Origin of the sequence: Rhizobium sp. NZLR1b (assembly GCF_019685155.1) — a bacterium.
Classification (GTDB): domain Bacteria; phylum Pseudomonadota; class Alphaproteobacteria; order Rhizobiales; family Rhizobiaceae; genus Rhizobium.
On record NZ_JABDWC010000021.1, the window covers coordinates 45,562 to 65,846 of the forward strand.

20 protein-coding genes are annotated in these 20,285 nt (G+C 61.4%); 11 read left to right on the plus strand and 9 right to left on the minus strand.

Annotated features, from left to right (window positions below):
- The first annotated feature begins 3 nt into the window (after nt 1–3).
- A complete protein-coding gene (locus HJB84_RS25050) occupies nt 4–1,410 on the plus strand; it encodes a TRAP transporter large permease (RefSeq protein WP_207584535.1) in 1,407 nt (468 codons plus the stop codon).
- A 10-nt stretch (nt 1,411–1,420) separates the two neighbouring features.
- The gene (locus HJB84_RS25055; protein WP_207584536.1) at nt 1,421–2,455 is read left to right on the plus strand and encodes an L-idonate 5-dehydrogenase; all 1,035 of its coding nucleotides are present in this window, start codon (nt 1,421–1,423) and stop codon (nt 2,453–2,455) included.
- A gap of 21 nt (nt 2,456–2,476) precedes the next feature.
- Here the strand turns inward: HJB84_RS25055 and HJB84_RS25060 are convergent, their stop codons facing one another.
- From HJB84_RS25060 to HJB84_RS25070, 3 genes are all read right to left on the minus strand, one after another.
- Complete coding sequence (locus HJB84_RS25060) at nt 2,477–3,817, minus strand: FAD-binding oxidoreductase (protein WP_221117229.1); 1,341 nt, start codon at nt 3,815–3,817, stop codon at nt 2,477–2,479.
- 8 nt (nt 3,818–3,825) lie between these two features.
- Nucleotides 3,826–4,713 (minus strand): dihydrodipicolinate synthase family protein, encoded by an 888-nt coding sequence (locus tag HJB84_RS25065; RefSeq protein WP_221117199.1) that lies wholly within the window; start codon nt 4,711–4,713, stop codon nt 3,826–3,828.
- A 76-nt stretch (nt 4,714–4,789) separates the two neighbouring features.
- Complete coding sequence (locus HJB84_RS25070) at nt 4,790–5,482, minus strand: GntR family transcriptional regulator (protein WP_207584538.1); 693 nt, start codon at nt 5,480–5,482, stop codon at nt 4,790–4,792.
- Between the two features lie 207 nt (nt 5,483–5,689).
- Here HJB84_RS25070 and HJB84_RS25075 point away from each other — a divergent pair, with 207 nt between their 5' ends.
- Nucleotides 5,690–5,890: a hypothetical protein gene (locus HJB84_RS25075; RefSeq protein WP_207584539.1), complete on the plus strand. Its 201-nt coding sequence runs from the start codon at nt 5,690–5,692 to the stop codon at nt 5,888–5,890.
- A 34-nt stretch (nt 5,891–5,924) separates the two neighbouring features.
- On the opposite strand, the gene HJB84_RS25080 is transcribed toward HJB84_RS25075, so the two are convergent.
- Nucleotides 5,925–7,232, minus strand: coding sequence for a GGDEF domain-containing protein (locus HJB84_RS25080; RefSeq protein ID WP_221117200.1), 1,308 nt, complete (start codon nt 7,230–7,232; stop codon nt 5,925–5,927).
- Nucleotides 7,233–7,375: 143 nt separating this feature from the next.
- Between HJB84_RS25080 and HJB84_RS25085 the strand changes: the two genes are divergently transcribed.
- On the plus strand, nt 7,376–9,022 hold the full coding sequence (locus HJB84_RS25085; RefSeq protein WP_221117201.1) for a sensor histidine kinase: 1,647 nt from the start codon (nt 7,376–7,378) through the stop codon (nt 9,020–9,022).
- Between the two features lie 87 nt (nt 9,023–9,109).
- Here HJB84_RS25085 and HJB84_RS25090 read toward each other — a convergent pair whose 3' ends face one another.
- Nucleotides 9,110–9,628: a hypothetical protein gene (locus HJB84_RS25090; protein WP_221117202.1), complete on the minus strand. Its 519-nt coding sequence runs from the start codon at nt 9,626–9,628 to the stop codon at nt 9,110–9,112.
- A 290-nt stretch (nt 9,629–9,918) separates the two neighbouring features.
- Nucleotides 9,919–10,383 carry an Lrp/AsnC family transcriptional regulator gene (locus HJB84_RS25095; RefSeq protein ID WP_207584543.1) on the minus strand — a complete coding sequence of 155 codons (465 nt, stop codon included), beginning with the start codon at nt 10,381–10,383 and terminating at the stop codon, nt 9,919–9,921.
- 129 nt (nt 10,384–10,512) lie between these two features.
- Here HJB84_RS25095 and alr point away from each other — a divergent pair, with 129 nt between their 5' ends.
- The 3 genes from alr (at nt 10,513) to HJB84_RS25110 (ending at nt 14,035) form a co-directional block, all read left to right on the plus strand.
- Nucleotides 10,513–11,652 (plus strand): alanine racemase, encoded by a 1,140-nt coding sequence (gene alr, locus HJB84_RS25100; protein WP_221117203.1) that lies wholly within the window; start codon nt 10,513–10,515, stop codon nt 11,650–11,652.
- Nucleotides 11,653–11,682: 30 nt separating this feature from the next.
- Complete coding sequence (locus tag HJB84_RS25105; protein ID WP_221117204.1) at nt 11,683–12,933, plus strand: D-amino acid dehydrogenase; 1,251 nt, start codon at nt 11,683–11,685, stop codon at nt 12,931–12,933.
- A gap of 82 nt (nt 12,934–13,015) precedes the next feature.
- Nucleotides 13,016–14,035, plus strand: a complete 1,020-nt coding sequence (locus HJB84_RS25110; protein WP_221117205.1) for an AraC family transcriptional regulator — start codon at nt 13,016–13,018, stop codon at nt 14,033–14,035.
- A gap of 79 nt (nt 14,036–14,114) precedes the next feature.
- On the opposite strand, the gene HJB84_RS25115 is transcribed toward HJB84_RS25110, so the two are convergent.
- Nucleotides 14,115–15,449, minus strand: coding sequence for an aspartate aminotransferase family protein (locus tag HJB84_RS25115; protein ID WP_207584547.1), 1,335 nt, complete (start codon nt 15,447–15,449; stop codon nt 14,115–14,117).
- Between the two features lie 142 nt (nt 15,450–15,591).
- Between HJB84_RS25115 and HJB84_RS25120 the strand changes: the two genes are divergently transcribed.
- On the plus strand, nt 15,592–16,140 hold the full coding sequence (locus HJB84_RS25120) for a cupin domain-containing protein (protein WP_207584548.1): 549 nt from the start codon (nt 15,592–15,594) through the stop codon (nt 16,138–16,140).
- Between the two features lie 46 nt (nt 16,141–16,186).
- On the opposite strand, the gene HJB84_RS25125 is transcribed toward HJB84_RS25120, so the two are convergent.
- Together HJB84_RS25125 and HJB84_RS25130 are read right to left on the minus strand one after the other, a co-directional pair.
- The gene (locus tag HJB84_RS25125; RefSeq protein ID WP_221117206.1) at nt 16,187–16,969 is read right to left on the minus strand and encodes a pyrroline-5-carboxylate reductase; all 783 of its coding nucleotides are present in this window, start codon (nt 16,967–16,969) and stop codon (nt 16,187–16,189) included.
- A 4-nt stretch (nt 16,970–16,973) separates the two neighbouring features.
- A complete protein-coding gene (locus HJB84_RS25130) occupies nt 16,974–17,693 on the minus strand; it encodes a GntR family transcriptional regulator (protein ID WP_207584550.1) in 720 nt (239 codons plus the stop codon).
- Between the two features lie 200 nt (nt 17,694–17,893).
- On the opposite strand from HJB84_RS25130, the gene HJB84_RS25135 reads away from it, so the two are divergent.
- From HJB84_RS25135 to HJB84_RS25145, 3 genes are all read left to right on the plus strand, one after another.
- Nucleotides 17,894–18,727, plus strand: coding sequence for an ABC transporter substrate-binding protein (locus HJB84_RS25135; RefSeq protein ID WP_207584551.1), 834 nt, complete (start codon nt 17,894–17,896; stop codon nt 18,725–18,727).
- A 62-nt stretch (nt 18,728–18,789) separates the two neighbouring features.
- Nucleotides 18,790–19,572 carry an amino acid ABC transporter ATP-binding protein gene (locus HJB84_RS25140; protein WP_207584552.1) on the plus strand — a complete coding sequence of 261 codons (783 nt, stop codon included), beginning with the start codon at nt 18,790–18,792 and terminating at the stop codon, nt 19,570–19,572.
- A 42-nt stretch (nt 19,573–19,614) separates the two neighbouring features.
- Nucleotides 19,615–20,277, plus strand: a complete 663-nt coding sequence (locus HJB84_RS25145) for an amino acid ABC transporter permease (protein ID WP_207584553.1) — start codon at nt 19,615–19,617, stop codon at nt 20,275–20,277.
- The last annotated feature ends 8 nt before the right edge of the window (nt 20,278–20,285 follow it).

A 20,285-nucleotide genomic window follows, 5' to 3' on the forward strand; every position in this document is an offset into this window, starting at 1 on the left:
CCGATGCTGCTGCTTCTTGGCTCGTTTCTGGTGCTGATGCTGATCGGGGTGCCGGTCGCAATCTCGATGGCTGTCGCGTCCGTGCTTTACATCGTTCTCTACGGCGTTGCCCCCGACATCATCGTCGCCCAGCGCATGATCGCCGGTGTCGAGAGCTTCCCCCTGCTCGCCGTGCCGTTCTTCATTCTGGCGGGCAACCTGATGAATTCGGCGGGTGTCACAGGCCGCATCTATTCCTTTGCGGTTGCGCTCGTCGGTTGGATGAAGGGCGGGCTGGCGCAGGTCAATATCATTGGTTCCGTCATCTTCTCCGGCATGTCGGGCACCGCACTTGCCGATGCGGCCGGTATCGGCACGATCGAGATCAAGGCGATGAAGGACCACGGCTATCCGGTCGAGGCCGCGGTTGGCGTGACGGCGGCGTCGGCAACGCTCGGGCCGATCTTCCCGCCGTCGCTGCCTTTCGTGATTTACGGCATGATGGCGAACGTCTCGATCGGCGCACTTTTCATGGCCGGCATCCTGCCCGGCATTGTCATGACGTTGCTGATGATGATCACCGTCGCCGCCTTTGCCTATTGGAAGCGATGGGGCTCGGACGCGCCGTTTAATATGCGCGAGCTGCTGTCGGCCGGAATGGAAATCGTCGTCGTCCTGCTGGTGCCTGTAACAATCTATTTGATGATGCGCGCCGGGCTATCGATGAACGCGGCGGCGGGCATTGCTCTTCTCGTGCTTCTGGCGCTCGACTGGCATTTCCGCTTTTCCGCCGTCATGGCGCTGATGACCCCGGTCATTCTGATCGGCGGCATGACGATGGGCTGGTTCACGCCGACGGAGGCCGCCGTCGCAGCCGTCCTCTGGTCGTTATTTCTCGGCCTTGTGCGCTACCGCACGATGACGTTCTCGACGCTTGCCAAGGCAAGCTTCGATACGATCGAGACGACGGCATCCGTTCTCTTCATCGTTACCGCGGCCTCGGTCTTCGCATGGCTGCTGACGGTGAGCCAGGCCGCAGCACTGTTGTCCGATGCGATACTGTCGATCACCGACAATAAATGGGTGTTCCTGATCCTCGTGAACCTGCTGATGCTCTTCGTCGGCTGCTTCCTGGATACGATCGCGGCGATCACAATCCTCGTGCCGATCCTGCTGCCGATCGTCGCGAAGTTCGACATCGATCCGGTTCAATTCGGCCTGATCATGACGCTGAACCTGATGATCGGCCTGCTACACCCGCCGCTCGGCATGGTGCTTTTCGTGCTGTCGAGGGTCGCGAAACTCTCGGTCGAACGCACGACGATGGCGATCCTGCCCTGGCTGGTGCCGCTTTTCCTGGCGCTGATCCTGATCACCTTCGTGCCCTCGGTATCGCTTTGGCTGCCGGAGCAGCTCGGGCTGCTGAGATAGGAGGGATACAATGCAGACACGTCTGGCACGGCTTTACCAAAAGGGCGATCTCAGGATAGAAACCGACACCGTTCCGGTCCCCGGTTCAGGCGAGGTGCTTCTCAAAATGGCCGCCGCAGGCATCTGCGGCTCCGATCTGCATTATTATCAGGATGGCGGCTTCGGACCTGTCAGGGTTCGCGAGCCGATCATACCGGGCCACGAGGCCTCGGGAACCGTGAGCCAGGCAGGCGAGGGCGTCGATCTCAAGGCCGGCACGCTGGTGGCGGTCAATCCGAGCCAGCCTTGCGGACATTGCGAGTATTGCCAGCAGGGCTTGCCGATCCACTGCCTTGAAATGCGCTTCATGGGTAGCGCGATGCGATTGCCGCATGAGCAGGGCATGTTCCGCGAGTGGCTGGTGGTGCCGGCCAGGCAGTGCTTCGACGTGGGGGCCGCGACGACCGCCGCGGAAGCGGCCTGCAGCGAGCCCCTCTCGGTCTGCCTGCACGCCGCATCGCGCGCCGGCAATATCACCGGCAAACGTGTCCTCGTCACCGGAGCCGGCCCGATCGGCGCCTTGATGGTCGCCGTTGCCGCTTATCACGGTGCAGCCGAGATCGTGGTGACCGATCTGGCGGACGCGGCGCTGGAGAGGGCCAAGGCGATGGGTGCCAGCCGGACGATCAACGTTTCCCGGGATGCCGCAGCGCTTGGGGAATTCGAGGCGGGGAAGGGCTATTTCGATCTCGTTTTCGAATGCTCCGCCGCCGCCCCGGCGATCCGCAGCGCCATCGCCGCCATCAGGCCGCGCGGCACGATCGTGCAGGTCGGCGTAACGGGAGAGATTCCGATTCCTCTCAATGCCATTGTCGGCAAGGAGCTTCACATCCACGGCACGCAGCGCTTCCACGAGGAATTCGCCACCGCGGTCGACCTGATCGCGAGCCGCACGATCGACATACGGCCGATCATCAGCCACAGCCTGCCGCTCGAACAGGCCATGGCAGCTTTCGTTCTTGCTGGTGACCGCAGTGCCGCCTGTAAGGTACAGCTTACGTTTTAGCGGTGTGGCGCCGGCACGCTGTCATTCCGCTCCCGCACGCCATTCGCGATAGGCCAGATGAACCCTGGCGCCGATCGTCGTCAGCGGCCGCGGCGGCAGCGAAACCGGTTCGGCCAGTCGGCTAAAGACGCGACCGAGTTCAGATTGATGCCCAAGCACGCGTTCGGCCGCGGCGATGCCGGCGGCGGTCGAGTTCGACGCCCCGAGGCCGTTGCAGCCGCAGGCTGCGAAAACACCCCGTTCGATTTCCCCGAAGGCCGGTACATGGTTGCGTGTCAGCGCCATCGCGCCTGCCCAGCGATACTGCATGCCGACGCCGGCAAGCGTCGGGAAACGGTGGGAGAATTTGCCGTCGTGCAGGCGGCCGGCGCTCTGGATGGCGGCATTGCTGATTTCGATGCTCGGATTGTAGCTGTAGCGCGAGCGCACCAGGATCCGGTCGCCGCCGTCGGTGTTGATGCGCCGAACGGTCGTTCCCATCGGCAGCGCCGGAGTCGCCGCCCATTTCCGGTCGCCGCCGAGCCTTGCCGGATCGAATTCCTCCGTCAGAGATGCGTAGGTGAAGACATGGAGCAGGCGCCCGCGGAAGAAGCCGAAGCTCTCCGCATGGCCATTATTGGCCAGGATGATCTTCCCCGCCTGCACGCTTCCCTTTGGTGTCTTCACCAGCCAGCCGTCGCCGGAGCGCTCGAAGGAGAGAGCCGGCGTCTGCTCGAAAAGCTTCACCGGCTCCTTCAGACAATCGGCCACCGCTCCGATATAGGCGGCCGGCTGGATGATGATCGTGCCCGGCGAGTATAGACCTGATGTGAAGGCCTTCGAACCCGTCACTGCTTCGATTTCCGCTGCCTTCAGCAGGCGATGCGCTTCGCCCATCCTGGAAAGCTGCATCGAATAGGTCTCGAGATGCTTATCGCCTTCCGTGCTCATCGCGACGCTGTAGCGGCCGCACGGATCGAACAGCGCCTTTCCCCAGCCGTTCTCAGCGGCCAGCTCAGTCGCCAAAGCGATCGCCGAACGCTGCAAGAGCACGGAGTCGCGGAACTTGCCTTCGGACTCGCCGCTGAAATCGGCCGAGGAAACCTCGTGCGGAAGGTCGATGATGAAGCCCGAATTGGCTCCCGCCGGTCCCTCGCCGACAATGCCCGCTTCGAGAACGGCCACCCGGGCGGCCGGGTCGAGCCGCGAGATCCGGTGGGCCGCGGATAGGCCGGCAAAACCACCACCGATGATCGCGACGTCGACGCTGATCGCTTCGCCCAATGCGGGTCGAGGCGTGCGTGGCGGAAGTGTGGCCACCCAGCCAGAAACGCCGGCGCGTTTCGGAAACTTCGATGCGACGAAGATGTTCTTGGCGGCCATGGTCTCGGTCAAATCGCTTCTCGCTCCATGAGCATTTCCAGGGAGCGCCGGAGGGCTGGAAGCTTTTCCGGATCGAGCGCCCGCAGCGGCTTTCTCGGCGCGCCGGCGCCGTAGCCGATGAGCTCGGCGGCTACATAGACGGATTGCACGTAATCGCCTTCCCAGATCAGCCCCATCGACGGCTCCAGGATTTTCCAGAGCGCGCGCACCTCATCCCATTTGCACTGTGCTGCCGCCTCGACGAGGGCGACAGAAGTGCGCGGCGCAAAGTTCGCTCCGCCCCAGATCAAACCGTCGCAGCCGGCATAGAGTGCATAGGGAACGAGGGGGTCAGCGCCGTTCATGACGAAACGGCCGGTGCGGATGAGTGCCGCCTGTTTCCCTAGGTCTCCGCTGCTGTCCTTGACGGCGCAGAAGCCTGGAATTTCATTCAGCCTATTGAGGAGTTCCGGCGTGATCGCGACGCCAACCGCCTGCGGCACATTGTAACCAATGACGGGTAGGCCGGCCTTAGCAACTTCGGCGTAGAAATCGAGAATGCCCTGGTCGTCGGTCGGCCCTTCGAAGAAGGGCGGAAGCACCATGACGCCTTCGGCCCCGGCATCACGCGCCCAGGCGGTCCGCTCCACGACGTCTTCCACCAGCAGCGCCGAGGTCTGGGCAATCACCTTCGCACGGCCGCTGACGAGTTTCACGCCACGGGCGATCAGTTCCTCGGATTCTTGCTTGGAGAGATAGACGTGCATTCCGGTCCCGGAGCTGAACAGAAAGCTGCGGACCCCGGCCGCGAGATAGCGCTCGACATTGACTTCGAGCCGCCCGTAGTCGATGCGGCCGGCATCGTCGAACGGGGTGGTGATTGCGAGATTGAGTCCTGGAAACGGAAAGGCTGTCATGGAGTGAAATCCCGTTGCGTTAGGCCGAAAGTTCGAGCTAGGTTGTCTTGAGCTGCGTGTATTGATCTTGGTCGGCCTAGAGGGTCGGCGCTTCCATTCCCTCAGGGGCCGCGTACATGGCCATGTTCCGCCGGGACAGTTCGAGGTGAAGCCGCGCCAATTCCCCGGAGGCTTCGGCGTCGCGCCGCTCAATGGCCTCGATCATCTCGTCGTGCTGATCCGTCGCCAGTTCGAGTTCTTCCTGCATGCGTGGCGTATTTGGATGCTTGTAGAAGATCTTTCCGATGCGAGCATGGTCGATCTGCAGGCGGCGCAGGCTTGGGACCACGTAGACATTGTGAGCCATCTCGCCGACTTGCCGGTGGAACTGGTCATTGAAGAACACCCGGCCCTCGACATCGCAGTCGTCGACCGCCTTGCGGAAGGCGCGCTGTGTGTTTTTGAGAATCTCGAGTTCTGCTTTCGTCCGGTTTTCCGCCGCAAGCTTGTTGGCGGTAATGTAGATCATCGGCGCAAGCAGGAAGAAGTCGCGCAGGGAGTGGTAGCTCATCGAGCTGACGCGCGCGGCGCGGTTCGTCTCAAGCTCGATATAACCTTCGCCAGCCATCTGCCGCATCAGCTCGCGCACCGGCGGTCGCGACAGCCCGAACTCTTCGCTCAGGGCCACTTCATCAAGCACCGCACCGGGAGGCAGTTCCATCGTCAGGATGCGTCTGCGCAAGGCGAGTTCGAGGCTGGATTTACGGTCCGGGGCGGCGATGGCATTCATAATGTTGCTCGTCTATATAATTTCTTTTGAAGACATTATGTAGACATTAGGTGGACGTCAAGTCTTCGTCGCTCAATCTCTCAAGCCTGCTGCCTAAGGGTGCTCACAACAAAGTGCGTTACCGCCGGGAAACAAAAACGGACCCCGCGTGATCAACCCGCGCAGCAGCATTTCCCTGCCTGGCGTGTATCCGCATTGGAGCAGGACATGGATACAGCAACGCAGTGGGCGCTTCTTCTCGGTGCCCTGACATTGGCGAGCTGGATCGCAGGCGGGTTGACGGCCGTCTTCGGAAACGTGGAGCCCGGTCATCCCCGACAAAAAGCGGCGGAATATCTGATGTTCGGGCTCAACGCCGCGGGCCTCGCCTCGGCAGTCGCCATGGTTGCAATCCTGGTGATCCGATGACGTCGATCAGCCGTTGGCCACTGGGATTCCCGTTCTAGCGTCGGGCGGCGATCTGCTCGGCGGCGGATAGCGCAGCCTGTTGCGGCCGACGAAAGACGCAGACCTGGTTGCGTCCCGCCTCCTTAGCGCGATAAAGCGCCATGTCGGCCTGGTGCTGGAGGTTGGTCAGTGAAATGTCGGTATCGAGAGCCGATTTCAAGGCTACTCCGACGCTGATCGTCACGGAAGGGCCGACACCGGAGGAGGGGTTTGGAAGGGCGGCGGCTTCCACGCTCTCGCGTATTCGCTTTGCAACCCCGACTGCCTCTTCTTCTTCGGCATCCGGAAGCACGATTAAAAATTCCTCGCCGCCATGGCGCGAGACGAGGTCGCGATCGGCTCGCACGCAGCTCTGGATGATGCCGGCAACCTTGACGAGGCAGCGGTCGCCCTCGCCATGGCCGAGCTTATCATTGAGCGCCTTGAAGTGATCAATGTCGCACATGAGCATGGCTGCGACGACGCCGGTTTCACGACCGTCGCGCCACAGACCCTCGAGCGTTTCCATCATCCAGCGGCGATTGGCAATTCCCGTCAGCGGATCGGTTCTGGCCAGCCGCTCCAACCTTGCATTTGCATCGGCAAGCTCCGCGACCCGGCGCCGATCCCTGCAATCCAGCAGAAATGTCTTTTGCGCCAGGATGTTCATCGTCCGCCGGGCAACCACGGTCGCGATAATACCGCAGGAAAAGAACAGCGTCGCGGCGACGACGCTGCCCGCTTCCAAGATCGGGTTATGCCATTGAAGGATAAAATAAAGGCAGACGGCATAACAGGCGATCGCGATTGTCCACGCCAGCGGCACGCTGAAGATGGTGATTGCACTCGTTGCGACGAACAGCATGATGTTCAAATGCCGTTCGTAAAACTCCCCTCCGGCAAAAACGCCGACGAGTGCCACCGAGAGAAGAATGAGAGACATTCCCGCAAGCAGCGACGCTCGCTGAACCGTTGCGGCGCGCGGCTTGCTCCAAACGATCGCCATAAATACTGCCGCCGGCGGCAAAAGGCAGGCGGGAGCGACCATCGACAGGACGACTGGGTGAGGAAGCAGAATAGCGTTCAGCGCCAGCGTCAGAACATCGACGAATGCCACCCAGATCATCCAGGAACGGATGACCTTCGCCGTCTGTCGCCATGACTTTTCGTCGAATCGGCGGCGCAGATCTCCTGACAGCCTGATATCACGGGTTCGGCCGGACAAAAGACGTTCGACCTCATCCGCCATCGCGCCAGTCAGCGGCCGCGACGAGCAAGACCCGGCTGCAGAACCTTCGGAAGGCATGCTTTTGGCATCAATCATCCTTGGATTATCTAGCCGCGATCGAAAGGTCGGCAAGGCTTGCGCGCCGACGGCCGGATTCGTGCGTTGATATTTTGTAAACAAGTTAGCCCGCGTGATCTCGGCCAGATCGTGCTACGAACCCTTGTCCGAGAGGGAACAGGATGAGACTCAAGCTGGTTGCAGTTGCGGTCGCGGCGCTCGCGCCGGTGGTTGCGATGCTCGCCTACAACGAAGTCGCGCTTCGCAATCAGCGCAACGAAGAGATGCGCGCATCCGCGGCGGAGGCGGCCAGACAAGCATCCTCGGAAGTAGAACGGATCGTGGAGGGGCTGCACGCCCTTCTGGTGTCCGTGTCCGCCATGCCTTCGGTCCGCCACCTCGATGTCCAGGCTTGCAACGAGGCGCTCAAGTCGGTCGCCGAAAGCATTCCGAACATTCGCACCATCTTCGTCGTCGGCCTTGATGGACGGCCCGTCTGCGGCAGCATGGCCTTTCCGGACGGCGTGGTATTCTCCGATCGCGATTACTTCCAGCAGACGCTGGAAACCAAAGACTTTTCCGTCGGGACCTACACGCAGAGCCGCCTAACCGACCGCCCCGTCCTGCCGCTTGCGATGCCTTTGATGGAAGGCGAGACCGTCAAGGCCGTCATCGTCAGCGGGATCCGGGTGGACTGGCTGCAGAACCGCATCACCGAGCGTGGCGTCGCGCCCGGTAACGAGGTGACCATAGCCGACGGCAAGGGAACCGTTGTCGCGCACGTTCCCCTTCCGGAGCAGTTCGTCGGCACTGTCATATCCGAGGAATACCAGCGCCTGGTCCATGCCGAGCAGCCCGACGTGGTCGAGATTACAGGCAAGGATGGAACAACGAGCGTTCTCGGCTATCGCCCGATAGCCCTGCCTGCCAGTCCCCTCTATGTCAGTGCCGGCTTCTCGAAACCGGAGGCTTTTGCGCCGATCAACCGGGCGACGCTGATGAATACGCTCGCCATCATCGGCGGCGCGCTTTTCGCCTTCCTCGCCGCGATCTTCATCGGCAACCGCTTCATCCTCCTGCCGATCTCCAGGATAGCAGAGGTGATGGAGAAGTGGCGCAGCGGCCAGACGACGGCGCGCACCGGCATGACGGGGCCGGACGAGCTGGAAGTCGTCGGCGCTACCTTCGATCGGCTGCTCGACGAACTCGACGAGCGCAGACGCCAGAACGAGCAGGCCGAGGAGGAGCGAACCCTGCTCGTCCGCGAAATGGCGCACCGGGTCAAGAATGGCTTCACCCTCGTTCAGGCGATCGCCCGGCAGACCTTCTCGCGCGCCAATCCGGAAAGCTACAATTCCTTTGCCGACAGGCTGGCGGCGCTCGCCGGCACATATGATCTGATCCTCTCGCGGGAGGGATCGGCCGCGCCCATCCGGGAGATCATCTCCGCCGCCTTGCGGGCGCACATCGCCTCGGAGGAACGCATTCGTCTCGCTGGCCCCGACGTGGTTCTTCCCGCCGACATCGCCCTGCCGCTTTCACTCGTGCTCCACGAGTTGGCGACCAATGCGACGAAGTACGGGAGCCTCGGAGGCGAGCAGGGAACCGTCGCCATCGAGTGGAGGCACGATGATGGGCGCGTCCTTCTCGTCTGGACGGAAACCGGCGGGCCGGCGGTGTCGATGCCGACGAAAAGAGGCTTCGGCTCCGTCCTTATAGAGCGGGCCTTTTCCTCCAAGGCGCGGGCGCAATCCAGGTCGGACTACAGGCCCGAAGGGCTCGTCTTCGAAGTTGTCTTCTCAACCGGGGAACCTGGAGGCGGAAGGTAAAGTCCAGACAGGGATATCATTCGAGCAGATATGCCGGGAAGCATGAGCGGGTTGAAGCTGACCACGCCAATACTCCCGACTGCCTCCCTATCTTCCCGCTGAAGTAGGACGTTGCAGATCGATGCGGCTCGTTACTACCGATTGGCCTGACGCCGGGTCTCGATCGACCGTCTGCAGTCGGAGCCTATCCTGCCCGATTTTTTCGATCATCAATATTGCGTTCCGGTCGCCATTGACCACGCGAGCCCAGGTCACGCGGAGATTGAGCGCGTCGCCCTGCCTGCTGCCCACCAGTTTGGATGGCTGTCCCGATGGTCCGATGTAGCTGCCGGTGTAACGCTGTCCCAATACCTTTACATTGGCCGAGAAAGCTCTTGTGAAAACCGCAAGGCCGCGACATTTCCCGTTCATCGACACAGCGGATTCACTGGCGTCGGATCGGAGCGAACAGGAGACATAGAGGTTTGTGCCGCCGATCTTGGTGAGCACCATCCCGGTCCCGTGCCAATCGCCTGTCAAGGATCGCAAAAACCCTGTCTCCGACGCCTTTGCGGTGTCAGGCAGGCACGACAGCGAGAATATGGCAGCAATCAGAGCCGCACGCATGAAAGCCTCCCCGGTTAAGCGCTCTCCCGAACCGATGATGCGGCCGATTGTTCCGACAAGGCTCATGCCTTTGAATGGGCGTGCCACGTTTGCGGTGAAGGTCAGTGCCCTTGCCGCATTGCGGCGTCAATCGGGTCGCCTTCTATGGGATACGATAAATTGGGTCATGCCGGCTCTCGAGAACACGCGTACCGGGAAAGGCACGGTGGCCGCTATTCCTCTTCCGCCTGAAACCGTTGAGTAATAAGGAGAGGGAGGTGCGTTGTGCATTTCGACCTGCGCGGTGTGATTCACCGCCTGCCCCTCGTGCGCGTCGCCAGAACATTGCGGATCGAGAAACTGGAATGAATTCTGAGAACGCCCGGCAGGGTCGATAGTATTTCCTTGTGGATCCGCTCGAATTCGCCCGGACTGGCGACCTCCACGCGCAGGAGATAGTCGGAACCGCCCGTCATCAGAAAGCATTCGCGGATCTCAGGATGCCGGCGGACCGCCGCCTCGAAGCGGTCGAGATGGTCCTCCGTCTGCCGTTCGAGGGTGATGTTGATGATCACGGCGATCATCTCATCCGCATTGCCGGTGTCCACCAGCGCCGTATAGCCGCGGATCACGGCTGATTTTTCCATGATCTTGATGCGCCGGAGGCAGGCCGATGGAGAAAGGCCGATCTCTGCTGCGAGCTTGGCATTGCTCATGCGGGCATCGAGGCGCAACAGTCTCAGAATATTGCGATCGGTAGCGTCGAGGGCGGACATGATTGATCATTCCAATTTTTCGCTGATTATGCGGATAATAGATAAAGTGTGCAAGATCATGCGACGAAATGATGAGCAATTTCGCTCATTATTTCATAGACTCTGGGTGGCAAATGGATAAGGGTCGATATGGATAGCGACATTTTGGTTTCCCGCACCCGCACCCGCACCGTCCCGGCCATGCAGGGTGCGACGGGCTATCTGACAATCGATCTGGCAGCGCTCGGCCGTAACTACCGTAAGCTCGTATCGGTGCTGGCGCCGGTTCGCTCGGGGGCCGTTGTCAAGGCCGACGCCTACGGCCTCGGCGCCGAACGGGTCGCCCAAACACTCTATGATCACGGCTGCAGACACTTCTTCGTCGCCCAGTTCGTCGAGGCCGTCAGGTTGCGGCCGGCCCTTGCGCGCGACGCCCAGATTTTCGTGCTGAACGGCTTGCAGCCGGGCAACGAGATCGCCTGCGCCGAGATGGGCATCGTCCCGGTTCTCAACTCGCTGGCCCAGTGGCGGCAATGGGCGACGGCAGCGCGCATGCTGAAGCGCTGCCTGCCTGCCGTGCTGCAATTCGACACCGGCATGTCGCGGCTCGGTTTTCCCGAGGAGGAGCGAACCGAGTTGGCGGTGGCCCTTGGCGAAGCCAGCAACGTCGAAATCCTGTTCATCATGAGCCATCTGGCTTCAGCCGACGACGTGGGGAGCGAGCAGAACGGCGAGCAATTTGCCGAAATGTCGCGCATTGCCGACGAATTTCCCGGCTACGATATCTCCTTCGCCAATTCCGGCGGCGTGTTCCTGGGCCGGGCCTGTCACGACGTGCTCGCTCGCCCCGGCATCGCCCTTTATGGTGGCGCTCCGAACTCCAGCGTCGAGAACCCGATGGAACCGGTCGTCAGACTTGATGTCGCCGTCGTGCAGACGCGCACTGTACCATCCGGCGCCAAGGTCGGTTATGGCGGCGCGCATGTCACGCGAGGGGAAATGCGTCTCGCCACCATTGCCGCGGGCTACGCCGACGGCCTGCCGCGCAGCCTCAGCGATCGCGGCGCCGTCTATTTCAACGGTATCCGCCTGCCAATCGTCGGCCGCGTGTCGATGGACAGCACGACCGTCGACATATCGGCATTGCCGGAAGGCGCGCTGAGCCTCGGCAGCCTTGTCGAAGTGCTCGGCCCCAGGCAGACGCTCGAGGACATCGCCGGCGACGCCGGCACTGTATCTTACGAAATTCTAACCGGTTTGGGCGATCGTTATCACCGGCAATATCGCTGAGAGCCCGCCGGCTGCATCATTGGGAAGATCATGAAAGTCATCGTTCTGGGGGCCGGCATTGTCGGCATCACATCCGCTTATCAGTTGGCTAAATCAGGCCATGAGGTCACGGTCGTCGACCGGCAGAAAGGTCCGGCGCTGGAGACGAGCTTTGCCAATGCCGGCGAAGTCTCTTTCGGCTATTGCTCGCCATGGGCAGCGCCCGGCATTCCTGCCAAGGCCATCAAGTGGCTGTTCATGAAACATGCGCCGCTCGTCCTGCGCCCGAAACTCGACATGGCCATGCTCTCCTGGATGGCAAGGATGTTGTCGAACTGCACCTCCGAGCGCTATGCGATCAACAAGAGCCGCATGCTGCGCCTTGCAGATTACAGCCGCATCGCACTGGCCGAGCTTCGCGCAGAAACCGGCATCGCCTATGACGAACGCATGCAGGGAACCCTGCAACTGTTCCGCACGCAGCGGCAGCTTGATGCCTCGGCAAAGGATGTCAAGGCGCTGGCCGCCGACGGCATTCCCTATGAAGTGCTGGACCGGGACGGCTGCATCCGCTTCGAACCGGCATTGAAGCACGTGCGCGACAAGATCGTCGGCGGCCTGCTGACGCCGAAGGACGAGACCGGTGACTGCTTCAAATTCACCAATGCGCTGGCCGCGAAGGCCGAAGCGCTTGGTGTCCGATTCGTTTACGGGACGACGATCAAAGCACTGGATGTCGAGGTCGGCCGCGTGCGCGGCGTTATCACCGATCGTGAACGGATGAGTGCGGATGCGGTGGTGGTTGCGCTCGGAAGCTATTCGCCGCTGCTGCTCAAGCCCTTCGGCATCAGCCTGCCGGTCTATCCCGTCAAGGGTTACTCGCTCACTATCCCGATCACTGACGCGTCGCGCGCACCGGAATCAACCGTCATGGACGAGACTTACAAGATTGCGATCACCCGGCTCGGCGACCGGATCCGGGTCGGCGGCATGGCTGAAATCTCAGGCTATACCAACGATCTCGGCCTGGCCCGCCGCAGCACGCTGGAGCATTCCGTGACCGACCTTTTCCCCGGCGGCGATGTTTCCAAAGCGTCCTTCTGGTCCGGCCTGCGCCCGATGACGCCGGATGGCACGCCGGTCATCGGTCCGACAAAGATCATCGGCCTCTTCCTCAATACCGGCCACGGTACGCTCGGCTGGACGATGAGCACCGGTTCGGCGCGGTTGATCAGCTATCTGGTCGGCGGCCGCACGCCTGAGATCGACGCTCGGGATCTCGCAATCAATCGCTACGGCTGAAACCTCATCCGACGGCGCTAAATGAAGAGAATTGATTGCGCAAATCGCTTATCACCGATGGGCATTGTCTTCGAGGTCATGAATGTCCGGTCGTTCCCATAACCCCGTCAATGGCAGCTTCCTCCACGATCCGGCGAGGCAGAGTCCGTCGTTTTGGGAGACGGCCTTCAGCGGGACGGATCCGGACGCACTCTCGGAAATATTGTCGACGCCGAACTCCCCGATCAAGGCTGCGGCTCAGGCTGACGCGCCCATCGCCTACCGCTGCAATTTCGTCTCGACGGAAGATCTGGCCATAGCCGAATGCGCCTACGAAGGCACGATCTCGATCAGGCGGGAGGCACCCAGCGGCAAGGTGATCATATTCCTGCCGATGGAGGGAAACGCCGTCTTCCATGCGGGGAAGGAGCAGATCCATTCGGTTCCCGGTTGCGGTACCATTCTCGGGGCAGGCCGCGCCTCGGGTGCCCGCCTAGTCGGCCCGCGCCATCATCTCGGTCTGTTCATCGATCAAGCGAGGATCAACAGGCAGCTGACGCATATGTTTGAGCGAACGATCATCGGTGACACCGATTTTCATCCCATTATCGACCTGACGACCGGTTCGGGACTTGTGTTGCAGCAACTGGCCGTGAACCTCCATCGCGGGCTGAACCGCGACGGGCCGCTGCGACAGTCGCCGCTGGCTCTGAACGCGCTCTGCGACGCGACGATCTATCTGCTGCTGGAGACCTGTCCCCATCGCTATTCGGAGGCACTCGCGCTCCCCGCTCCGGCGCCCGCTCCACGCCATGTGAAATGGGCCATTGACTTCATGCGGGAACATATCGCCGAGCCGATTTCGCTGAGCGACATCGCGACCGCAGCCGAGGTCAGCGTTCGGACCTTGCAACAGGGTTTCCGGCAGTTCAGGGATACCACTCCGATGGCCTACCTGCATGAACTCAGGATGCTTGCCGCCCATCGCGATTTGCTCGAATCCGGCCTGAAACAGGCCGTCGCCGACATCGCGCTCAGATGGGGGTTTACCCATCTCGGGCGATTTTCAGCTGAATATAAGAAGCGTTTCGGTCAACTGCCGTCGCAGACCTTGAAGCGCTGAGTTCCACGTCGGCGGCCGGATGGTTCCGTCGGCGATGGACTAAATGTCCGATCGCTGACGGGGGACGCCGGATGCAGGTCTATGCGGCGCGCTTCAGTGCATCGCCGAGGGTCGAAACGATCGTGTCGATCTGGTTTTTCTCGATGATGAGCGGTGGCGAGAGCGCGATGATGTCGCCGGTCACGCGGATCAGCAGGCCCTTGTTGAAGCAGTCGACGAAGATGTCGTAACCGCGGGTTCCCGGTGCCCCGTCACGGGGCGCCAGTTCGACCGCGCCCACCAGACCGAGATTGCGGATATCGACGACATGAGGCTGGCCTTTCAGCGAATGGAGGCCCTCCTGCCAGTATTCGGCAAGCTCGGATGCACGGGACAATAGCCCCTCCTCCTCATAGATTTCGAGGGTCGCGAGGCCGGCTGCGCAGGCGACCGGATGGCCGGAATAGGTATAGCCATGGAAGAGCTCGATCGCATTTTCCGGGCCGACCATCAGGCCGTCATAGATCTTGCGGCTGGCAAAGACCGCGCCCATCGGGATTGCACCGTTGGTGAGGCCCTTTGCCGTGGTGACGAGATCGGGCACGACGCCGAAATAATCGACCGCGAAAGGCGTGCCGAGGCGGCCGAAGCCGGTGATGACCTCGTCGAAGATCAGCAGGATGCCGTGCTTGTCGGCGGTTGCACGCAGCTTTTCCAGATAGCCCTTCGGCGGCAGGACCACGCCCGCCGATCCCGACATCGGCTCGACGATGACGGCGGCGATGGTTTCGGCGCCGTGCAGTTGCACCAGGCGTTCCAGATCGTCGGCCAGTTCCACGCCGTGGGCAGGAAGGCCCTTCGAAAACGCATTGCGCTCGACGTCGAGCGTATGGCGCATATGGTCGGCCGGTATCTGCGGAAAGACCCGCCGGTTGTTGACGAGGCCGCCGACGGAAATGCCGCCAAAGCCGACGCCGTGATATCCCTTCTCGCGCCCGATGATCCGCGTACGCGTGCCCTGGCCGATCGCACGCTGGTAGGCGATGGCGATCTTCAGCGCCGTATCGACCGATTCCGAACCAGAGCCTGTAAAGAAGACCCTGTCGAGCTTGGCTTCCGGGCCGCCTGGCGCGTTCGCAGCCAGCTTCGCGGCGAAGTCGAAGGCGATCGGATGGCCCATCTGGAAGGTCGGGGCATAGTCGAGCGTCGCAAGCTGCCGCTCGACCGCCTGGGAGATCTTCCTGCGGCCGTGGCCGGCATTGCAGCACCAGAGCCCGGCGGTGCCGTCAAGCACCTGATTTCCATCGACATCGGTGTAATACATGCCCTCCGCGGCCGCCAGAAGGCGCGGCGTCGCCTTGAATTGCCGGTTCGCGGTGAACGGCATCCAGAAATTATCGAGTACGGGCGCGTTGGTTTTGCTGATCTGGTCCATGCTGGCCTCCTGTGATTGCCGCCGAGCATGGCAATTTCTTCTTGTCAAACAAGTCCTTTTCTCAGTCGGCACAAGTCATTGAAATTAAATAGACGAGAAGGTAGTCTTTTCGATATTCTGGACAACATAAACGGACCGCACCATGTCAGTCGATATCGGCAACCGCCTTCGCCATCTCCGTATCGCCCGCAAGCTTTCGCAGCGTGAACTTGCCAAGCGTACGGGAGTGCCGAATTCGACGATTTCGCTGATAGAATCGAACGCCTCCAACCCCTCGGTCGGGGCTTTGAAGAGAATTCTGGACGGGATCCCGATCGGTCTGGCGGAATTCTTCGCCTTTGAGCCTGAGCGTCCAAGGAAGGCCTTCTATGCGGCCGAGGAACTGGTTGAGATCGGCAAGGGCGCCATCTCCTACAGGCAGGTTGGGGAGAACTTGTTCGGGCGCAGCCTGCAAATGCTCAAGGAATGCTACCAGCCAGGCGCCGACACCGGAAAGATTCCGCTTGTCCACGAGGGAGAGGAGGGCGGGATCGTACTCTCGGGAAGGCTTGAGGTGACCGTCGACGACGAGCGGCGTATCCTCGGGCCGGGCGATGCCTATTATTTCGAGAGCCGGCGACCGCATCGGTTCCGCTGTGTCGGGCCTGTACCTTGCGACGTCATCAGCGCCTGCACGCCACCAACTTTTTAGAACAGGATGTCGTCCGAAAACCGCTTAAACCTTTCGGCATCATGCTCTAGCCTTTGCCCTCGATGCGGGCGAGCACCCCGTCGAGTGCTGCGGTAAGTGCGGCAACGCCGCCCTTCTTGTCGAAGTCGGAAAGAACCTGCTCGTTCAGTCCTCCCCTGGTGGCGAATTCGCGGCTCAGCGCACTGAACGGCTCGGCGCCGGCTCCGCTCGCCTTCTGCGCCAGGCCTGCGAAGAGCGGGGCTATGTAGGCCTGTCCCTTCGCCCTTTCGAGCCCGCTTTTTTCCAGCCAGCCGGCAACCGATTCCATGATGCCGAAGTAGGTCGACATGACGGCGCTTGCGGCTGCGAGGAGATCATATTCCTTCCTGGACTGGCATTGGACGGCCGTTCCGAGCGTGTCAAACAGCGCCGCAACCGTGGCATCCGGGGGATAGACGGCGGTCACACCTTGCCGGTGTGCGACGAAGGGCAGGGGTATCGCCTGCAGGAGGCTGACATCGGCGCCGATCCATTCGAGCAGGGCTTGGCGCTCCGTCGCCGCGACGAGGCTGACGACCATCTGGCCATTCCTGAACGAAAGTTCCCGCACGACCTCCTCGGCGATCTGCGGCCGTATCGCCAGAAACACCATGTCGCTGCGCGCGACGACATCCTGATTGTCGCGGGCGATCGTCACGGCGGCGAATTCGGCCGCCAGGCCCTCGGCGATATGGGCGCTTCGTGGCGAAACGTGAATCTCGGCGGCATAGGCCGGTTCGGCCAGTAGCCCACGAACCATCGCTTCGGTGATGGCGCCGGTGCCGACAAATCCGATTCTGTCGATCTTCATCTAATTACTCCGCAGCCCGCAACGGTCCCAGCGCGACATCCGTCGTGTAGTTCTCGCGCATGAAGTTGATGAAATTGTCCTGGAACTGGCGTGTATGGGCGTGAGCGAGCTCATCGGCGAGATCGACGTTCTTGTCCTTGATGGCATCGAGCATCAGCGAGTGCTCGTCGGTCAAGAGATAGCCCTCATGGGTCCGCTCCAGATATTCGAAATGCAGGTGGAGCATGCGCTGTCCCTGCGACAGCAGCTTCTCGTAGAACGAGGCGAGATACTGATTTTTTCCGGCATGGGCGATGGCCATGTGGAACTCCTTGTTGGCTTCCGACATGGCCAGGTGATTGCCGGTTTTGACTGCCGCCTCGAAGGTTTTCAGCCGCTTGGTGATAGTCTTCAGGTCGGTTTCCGTCCTGAGTGCGGCGGCAAGCCGCGTATTCATGCGCTGCGCGATATCGAGCGCCTCCACATATTTGGGAAAGGTCGCCACTTCGATCGGCGCAACAATCGTGCTGCGGTTGGAAAGCGTCACGACCAGTTCGTCGCCGCCGAGCCGGATCAGGGCTTCGCGCACCGGCGAGCGCGACATGTCGAAGCGTTCGGCGAGCGTCATCTCGTCGAGGAGCTGACCGGGCGGCAGAGCGAGCGACAGGATCTCGTTGCGGAGCGTCTCGTAGACGCTCTTCCAGCCAGTCCCACGGATTCGTTTCACTTCCGATTCATCAGACACTCAAGTCCCTTTCTCCAAACGCAGGTCCCATTGGGCCAGAAAATCAGCGTGTCGGCAATGGAATTTTTCCGCTTGACTTTGTCGACATGCTGTTGACATATTATTCACAGTCGACACGAAGCCGACAAGAAAATAAGAGAAACGGCTGCAGCCGACGAGTGGAACCGCGCGCTTCGCGCACAGCAAAAGAGGAATGCCCGATGCTTTCGAAACTGATGACGTCCGCCTTGCGGGCGCTGCCCGCGCTCGCCCTGATGGGCGGTCTTTGCGCAACCGCCGCACATGCTGAGACCGCCGAAGGATATTGGCAGGGCGTGCAGAAGGCGGGTGTGCTGCGCTGCGGCGCGGCAGTGGCGCCGCCCTATGTCATGCGCGATCCGGCAACCGGCGAATATTCCGGCTTCTTTGCCGATCTCTGCAAGGAATTTGCCGACGTCCTTAAGGTGAAGCCTGAATTCGTCGATACGACCTGGGACAACATCGTTGCCGGCCTGCAGGCGGGCAAATGGGATCTGTCACTGGCGCTCAACCGGACCTCGGCGCGTGCCATGGCTGTGCAGTTTTCGATCCCGGCGATGGAGTACCAGATCTCGCTCGCCTATAACAAAAACAATCCGAAAATTCCGGCCGGCGCCGCCTCGGTGGCCGATATCGACAAGGCGGGCGTGACGCTCGCGGTCATGTCCGGCACGGCGCAGGACAAAGCCATCTCCGCGGCGGTGAAGAATGCCACGGTCATGCGTCTTCCCGGCAACGACGAAACCCGCCTGGCAGTGAGCTCGAAGCGCGCCGATATCCTGGTCGACGCTTCCGACACCAACCAGCTCTTCACGCAATCGAACCCGGATTGGGCGCTGGCGCTCAACCCGACGCCGGCACTCGCCAAGCAGGGCGTTGCTTTCGGCCTGCCGCATCAGCTTTCGGCCGCCGACGTCGAAGTGATCAATATCTTCCTCGAAGAGAGGGTCGCCACCGGCCATGTCGATGAACTGATCCGCAAGGCGGTCGACGACGTGCTCAAGGGCGCAAAGTAACCTCGCCGGGCCGGTGCGAAGATCGCGCCGGCCCTTCCAGCTTCGATCATCGGAGATTGGCCATGACCACGTCTTTCAGCCTTCCCCTCGTGAAAATGCAGGCGCTCCACAAAAGCTATGGAAACGGAGCCATTCAGGTGCTGAAAGGCATCGACATCGAAATGAAGCCCGGCGAACGTGTCGTCGTCATCGGGCCCAGCGGCGGCGGCAAAAGCACGCTGCTGCGCGTGATGATGGGGCTGGAGCAGATCGACAGCGGGTCAGTCAGCTTCGATGGGAGTGCATATATTTCATCCGATAGCGCAGGCCGGAAGACCCAGATCGACACCGATGTCCGCCGTTCGATCGGCATGGTGTTCCAGCACTACACGCTGTTTCCGCATCTGAACGTCATTCAGAACCTGATTCTTGCTCCCTGCAAGGTGCGCGGAGAAGCCAAGGCGAAGGCCACGGCCCGCGCGCAGGCGCTGCTCGAGCGGTTCGGGCTCGCAGCCAAATCCAATGCCTATCCGGCCCAGCTTTCCGGTGGCCAGAAACAGCGCGTCGCTATTGCCCGCGCGCTCATGCTCGACCCGAAACTGATGCTTTTCGACGAAGTCACGTCGGCTCTCGACCCGGAGCTCGTCAGCGAGGTGGAGCAGGTCATCCTGCAACTCGCCGCCCAGAACATGCCGATGATGATCGTGACCCACGACATGTGGTTCGCCAAGAACATCGCCTCGCGCGTCATCTTCTGCGCCGGCGGCGTGGTCGTCGAGGACGGTCCTCCCGAGCAGGTGCTCGCCGCCCCGCGCGAGGAGCGTACGAAGGAATTCATCGACCGCGTTTTCCATATCAAGCAGTAGGCCCATCAAGAAGTAGGCCCATCAAGAAGTAGGGAGGCACAAGTGAACTACACGTTCGACTTCAACGCAGTCTCCATCGCTCCGCTTCTGCAGGGGCTGTGGGTTTCACTGCAATTGACGGCCGCGGCAAACGTCATCGGCATCGTTCTGGGCTTCGGACTGGCCCTGCTGATCATGAGCCCGATCAAGGTCGTGCGGCTGCCGTTCATGCTTTTCGTCGAATTCTTCCGCTGCACGCCGGCCATCGTTCAGATCGTCTGGATATTCTACTGCGTACCGATGCTGTTCGACGTCTTCCTCGATCCGATGACGATGGGCATCATGGCGCTCGGTCTCAACCTGATGGCGTTCAACGCCGAGGCCTACCGGGCATCCATCCAGGCGGTTCCGCGCGAGCAGCTCGACGCCGGCATCGCGCTCGGTCTCAATCCGCTGCAACGGGTGCTTTACATCGTGTTTCCGACGGCGTTCCGCGCCTCGATCCCGGTGCTTTTGACCAACGGCATCGTCATCTTCCAGCAGAGCGCGCTGGTCGCGATCGTGGCGATCCAGGACCTGATGTACCAGGGCAAAACGCTGGCGACGGAGACTTATCGTCCGATCGAGACCTTCACCGTCGTCGCCCTCATCTATTTCACTGTCTCCTTCCCGATAACCCAGATCGTCGGCCTGCTCGAACGCCGCCGCCAGATCCTCGTCAGCTAGGAGGCCAG

Excerpts from the sequence above, each read along its gene's own strand:
- HJB84_RS25060 (WP_221117229.1), bottom strand. The coding sequence starts at position 3,817 with ATGGCCGCCAAGAACATCTTCGTCGCATCGAAGTTTCCGAAACGCGCC.
- HJB84_RS25125 (WP_221117206.1), bottom strand. The coding sequence starts at position 16,969 with ATGAAGATCGACAGAATCGGATTTGTCGGCACCGGCGCCATCACCGAA.
- HJB84_RS25085 (WP_221117201.1), top strand. The coding sequence starts at position 7,376 with ATGAGACTCAAGCTGGTTGCAGTTGCGGTCGCGGCGCTCGCGCCGGTG.
- HJB84_RS25080 (WP_221117200.1), bottom strand. The coding sequence starts at position 7,232 with ATGATTGATGCCAAAAGCATGCCTTCCGAAGGTTCTGCAGCCGGGTCT.
- HJB84_RS25075 (WP_207584539.1), top strand. The coding sequence starts at position 5,690 with ATGGATACAGCAACGCAGTGGGCGCTTCTTCTCGGTGCCCTGACATTG.
- HJB84_RS25090 (WP_221117202.1), bottom strand. The coding sequence starts at position 9,628 with ATGCGTGCGGCTCTGATTGCTGCCATATTCTCGCTGTCGTGCCTGCCT.
- alr (WP_221117203.1), top strand. The coding sequence starts at position 10,513 with ATGGATAGCGACATTTTGGTTTCCCGCACCCGCACCCGCACCGTCCCG.
- HJB84_RS25050 (WP_207584535.1), top strand. The coding sequence starts at position 4 with ATGCTGCTGCTTCTTGGCTCGTTTCTGGTGCTGATGCTGATCGGGGTG.
- HJB84_RS25065 (WP_221117199.1), bottom strand. The coding sequence starts at position 4,713 with ATGACAGCCTTTCCGTTTCCAGGACTCAATCTCGCAATCACCACCCCG.
- HJB84_RS25070 (WP_207584538.1), bottom strand. The coding sequence starts at position 5,482 with ATGAATGCCATCGCCGCCCCGGACCGTAAATCCAGCCTCGAACTCGCC.
- HJB84_RS25140 (WP_207584552.1), top strand. The coding sequence starts at position 18,790 with ATGACCACGTCTTTCAGCCTTCCCCTCGTGAAAATGCAGGCGCTCCAC.
- HJB84_RS25095 (WP_207584543.1), bottom strand. The coding sequence starts at position 10,383 with ATGTCCGCCCTCGACGCTACCGATCGCAATATTCTGAGACTGTTGCGC.
- HJB84_RS25110 (WP_221117205.1), top strand. The coding sequence starts at position 13,016 with ATGTCCGGTCGTTCCCATAACCCCGTCAATGGCAGCTTCCTCCACGAT.
- HJB84_RS25105 (WP_221117204.1), top strand. The coding sequence starts at position 11,683 with ATGAAAGTCATCGTTCTGGGGGCCGGCATTGTCGGCATCACATCCGCT.
- HJB84_RS25115 (WP_207584547.1), bottom strand. The coding sequence starts at position 15,449 with ATGGACCAGATCAGCAAAACCAACGCGCCCGTACTCGATAATTTCTGG.
- HJB84_RS25055 (WP_207584536.1), top strand. The coding sequence starts at position 1,421 with ATGCAGACACGTCTGGCACGGCTTTACCAAAAGGGCGATCTCAGGATA.
- HJB84_RS25120 (WP_207584548.1), top strand. The coding sequence starts at position 15,592 with ATGTCAGTCGATATCGGCAACCGCCTTCGCCATCTCCGTATCGCCCGC.
- HJB84_RS25135 (WP_207584551.1), top strand. The coding sequence starts at position 17,894 with ATGCTTTCGAAACTGATGACGTCCGCCTTGCGGGCGCTGCCCGCGCTC.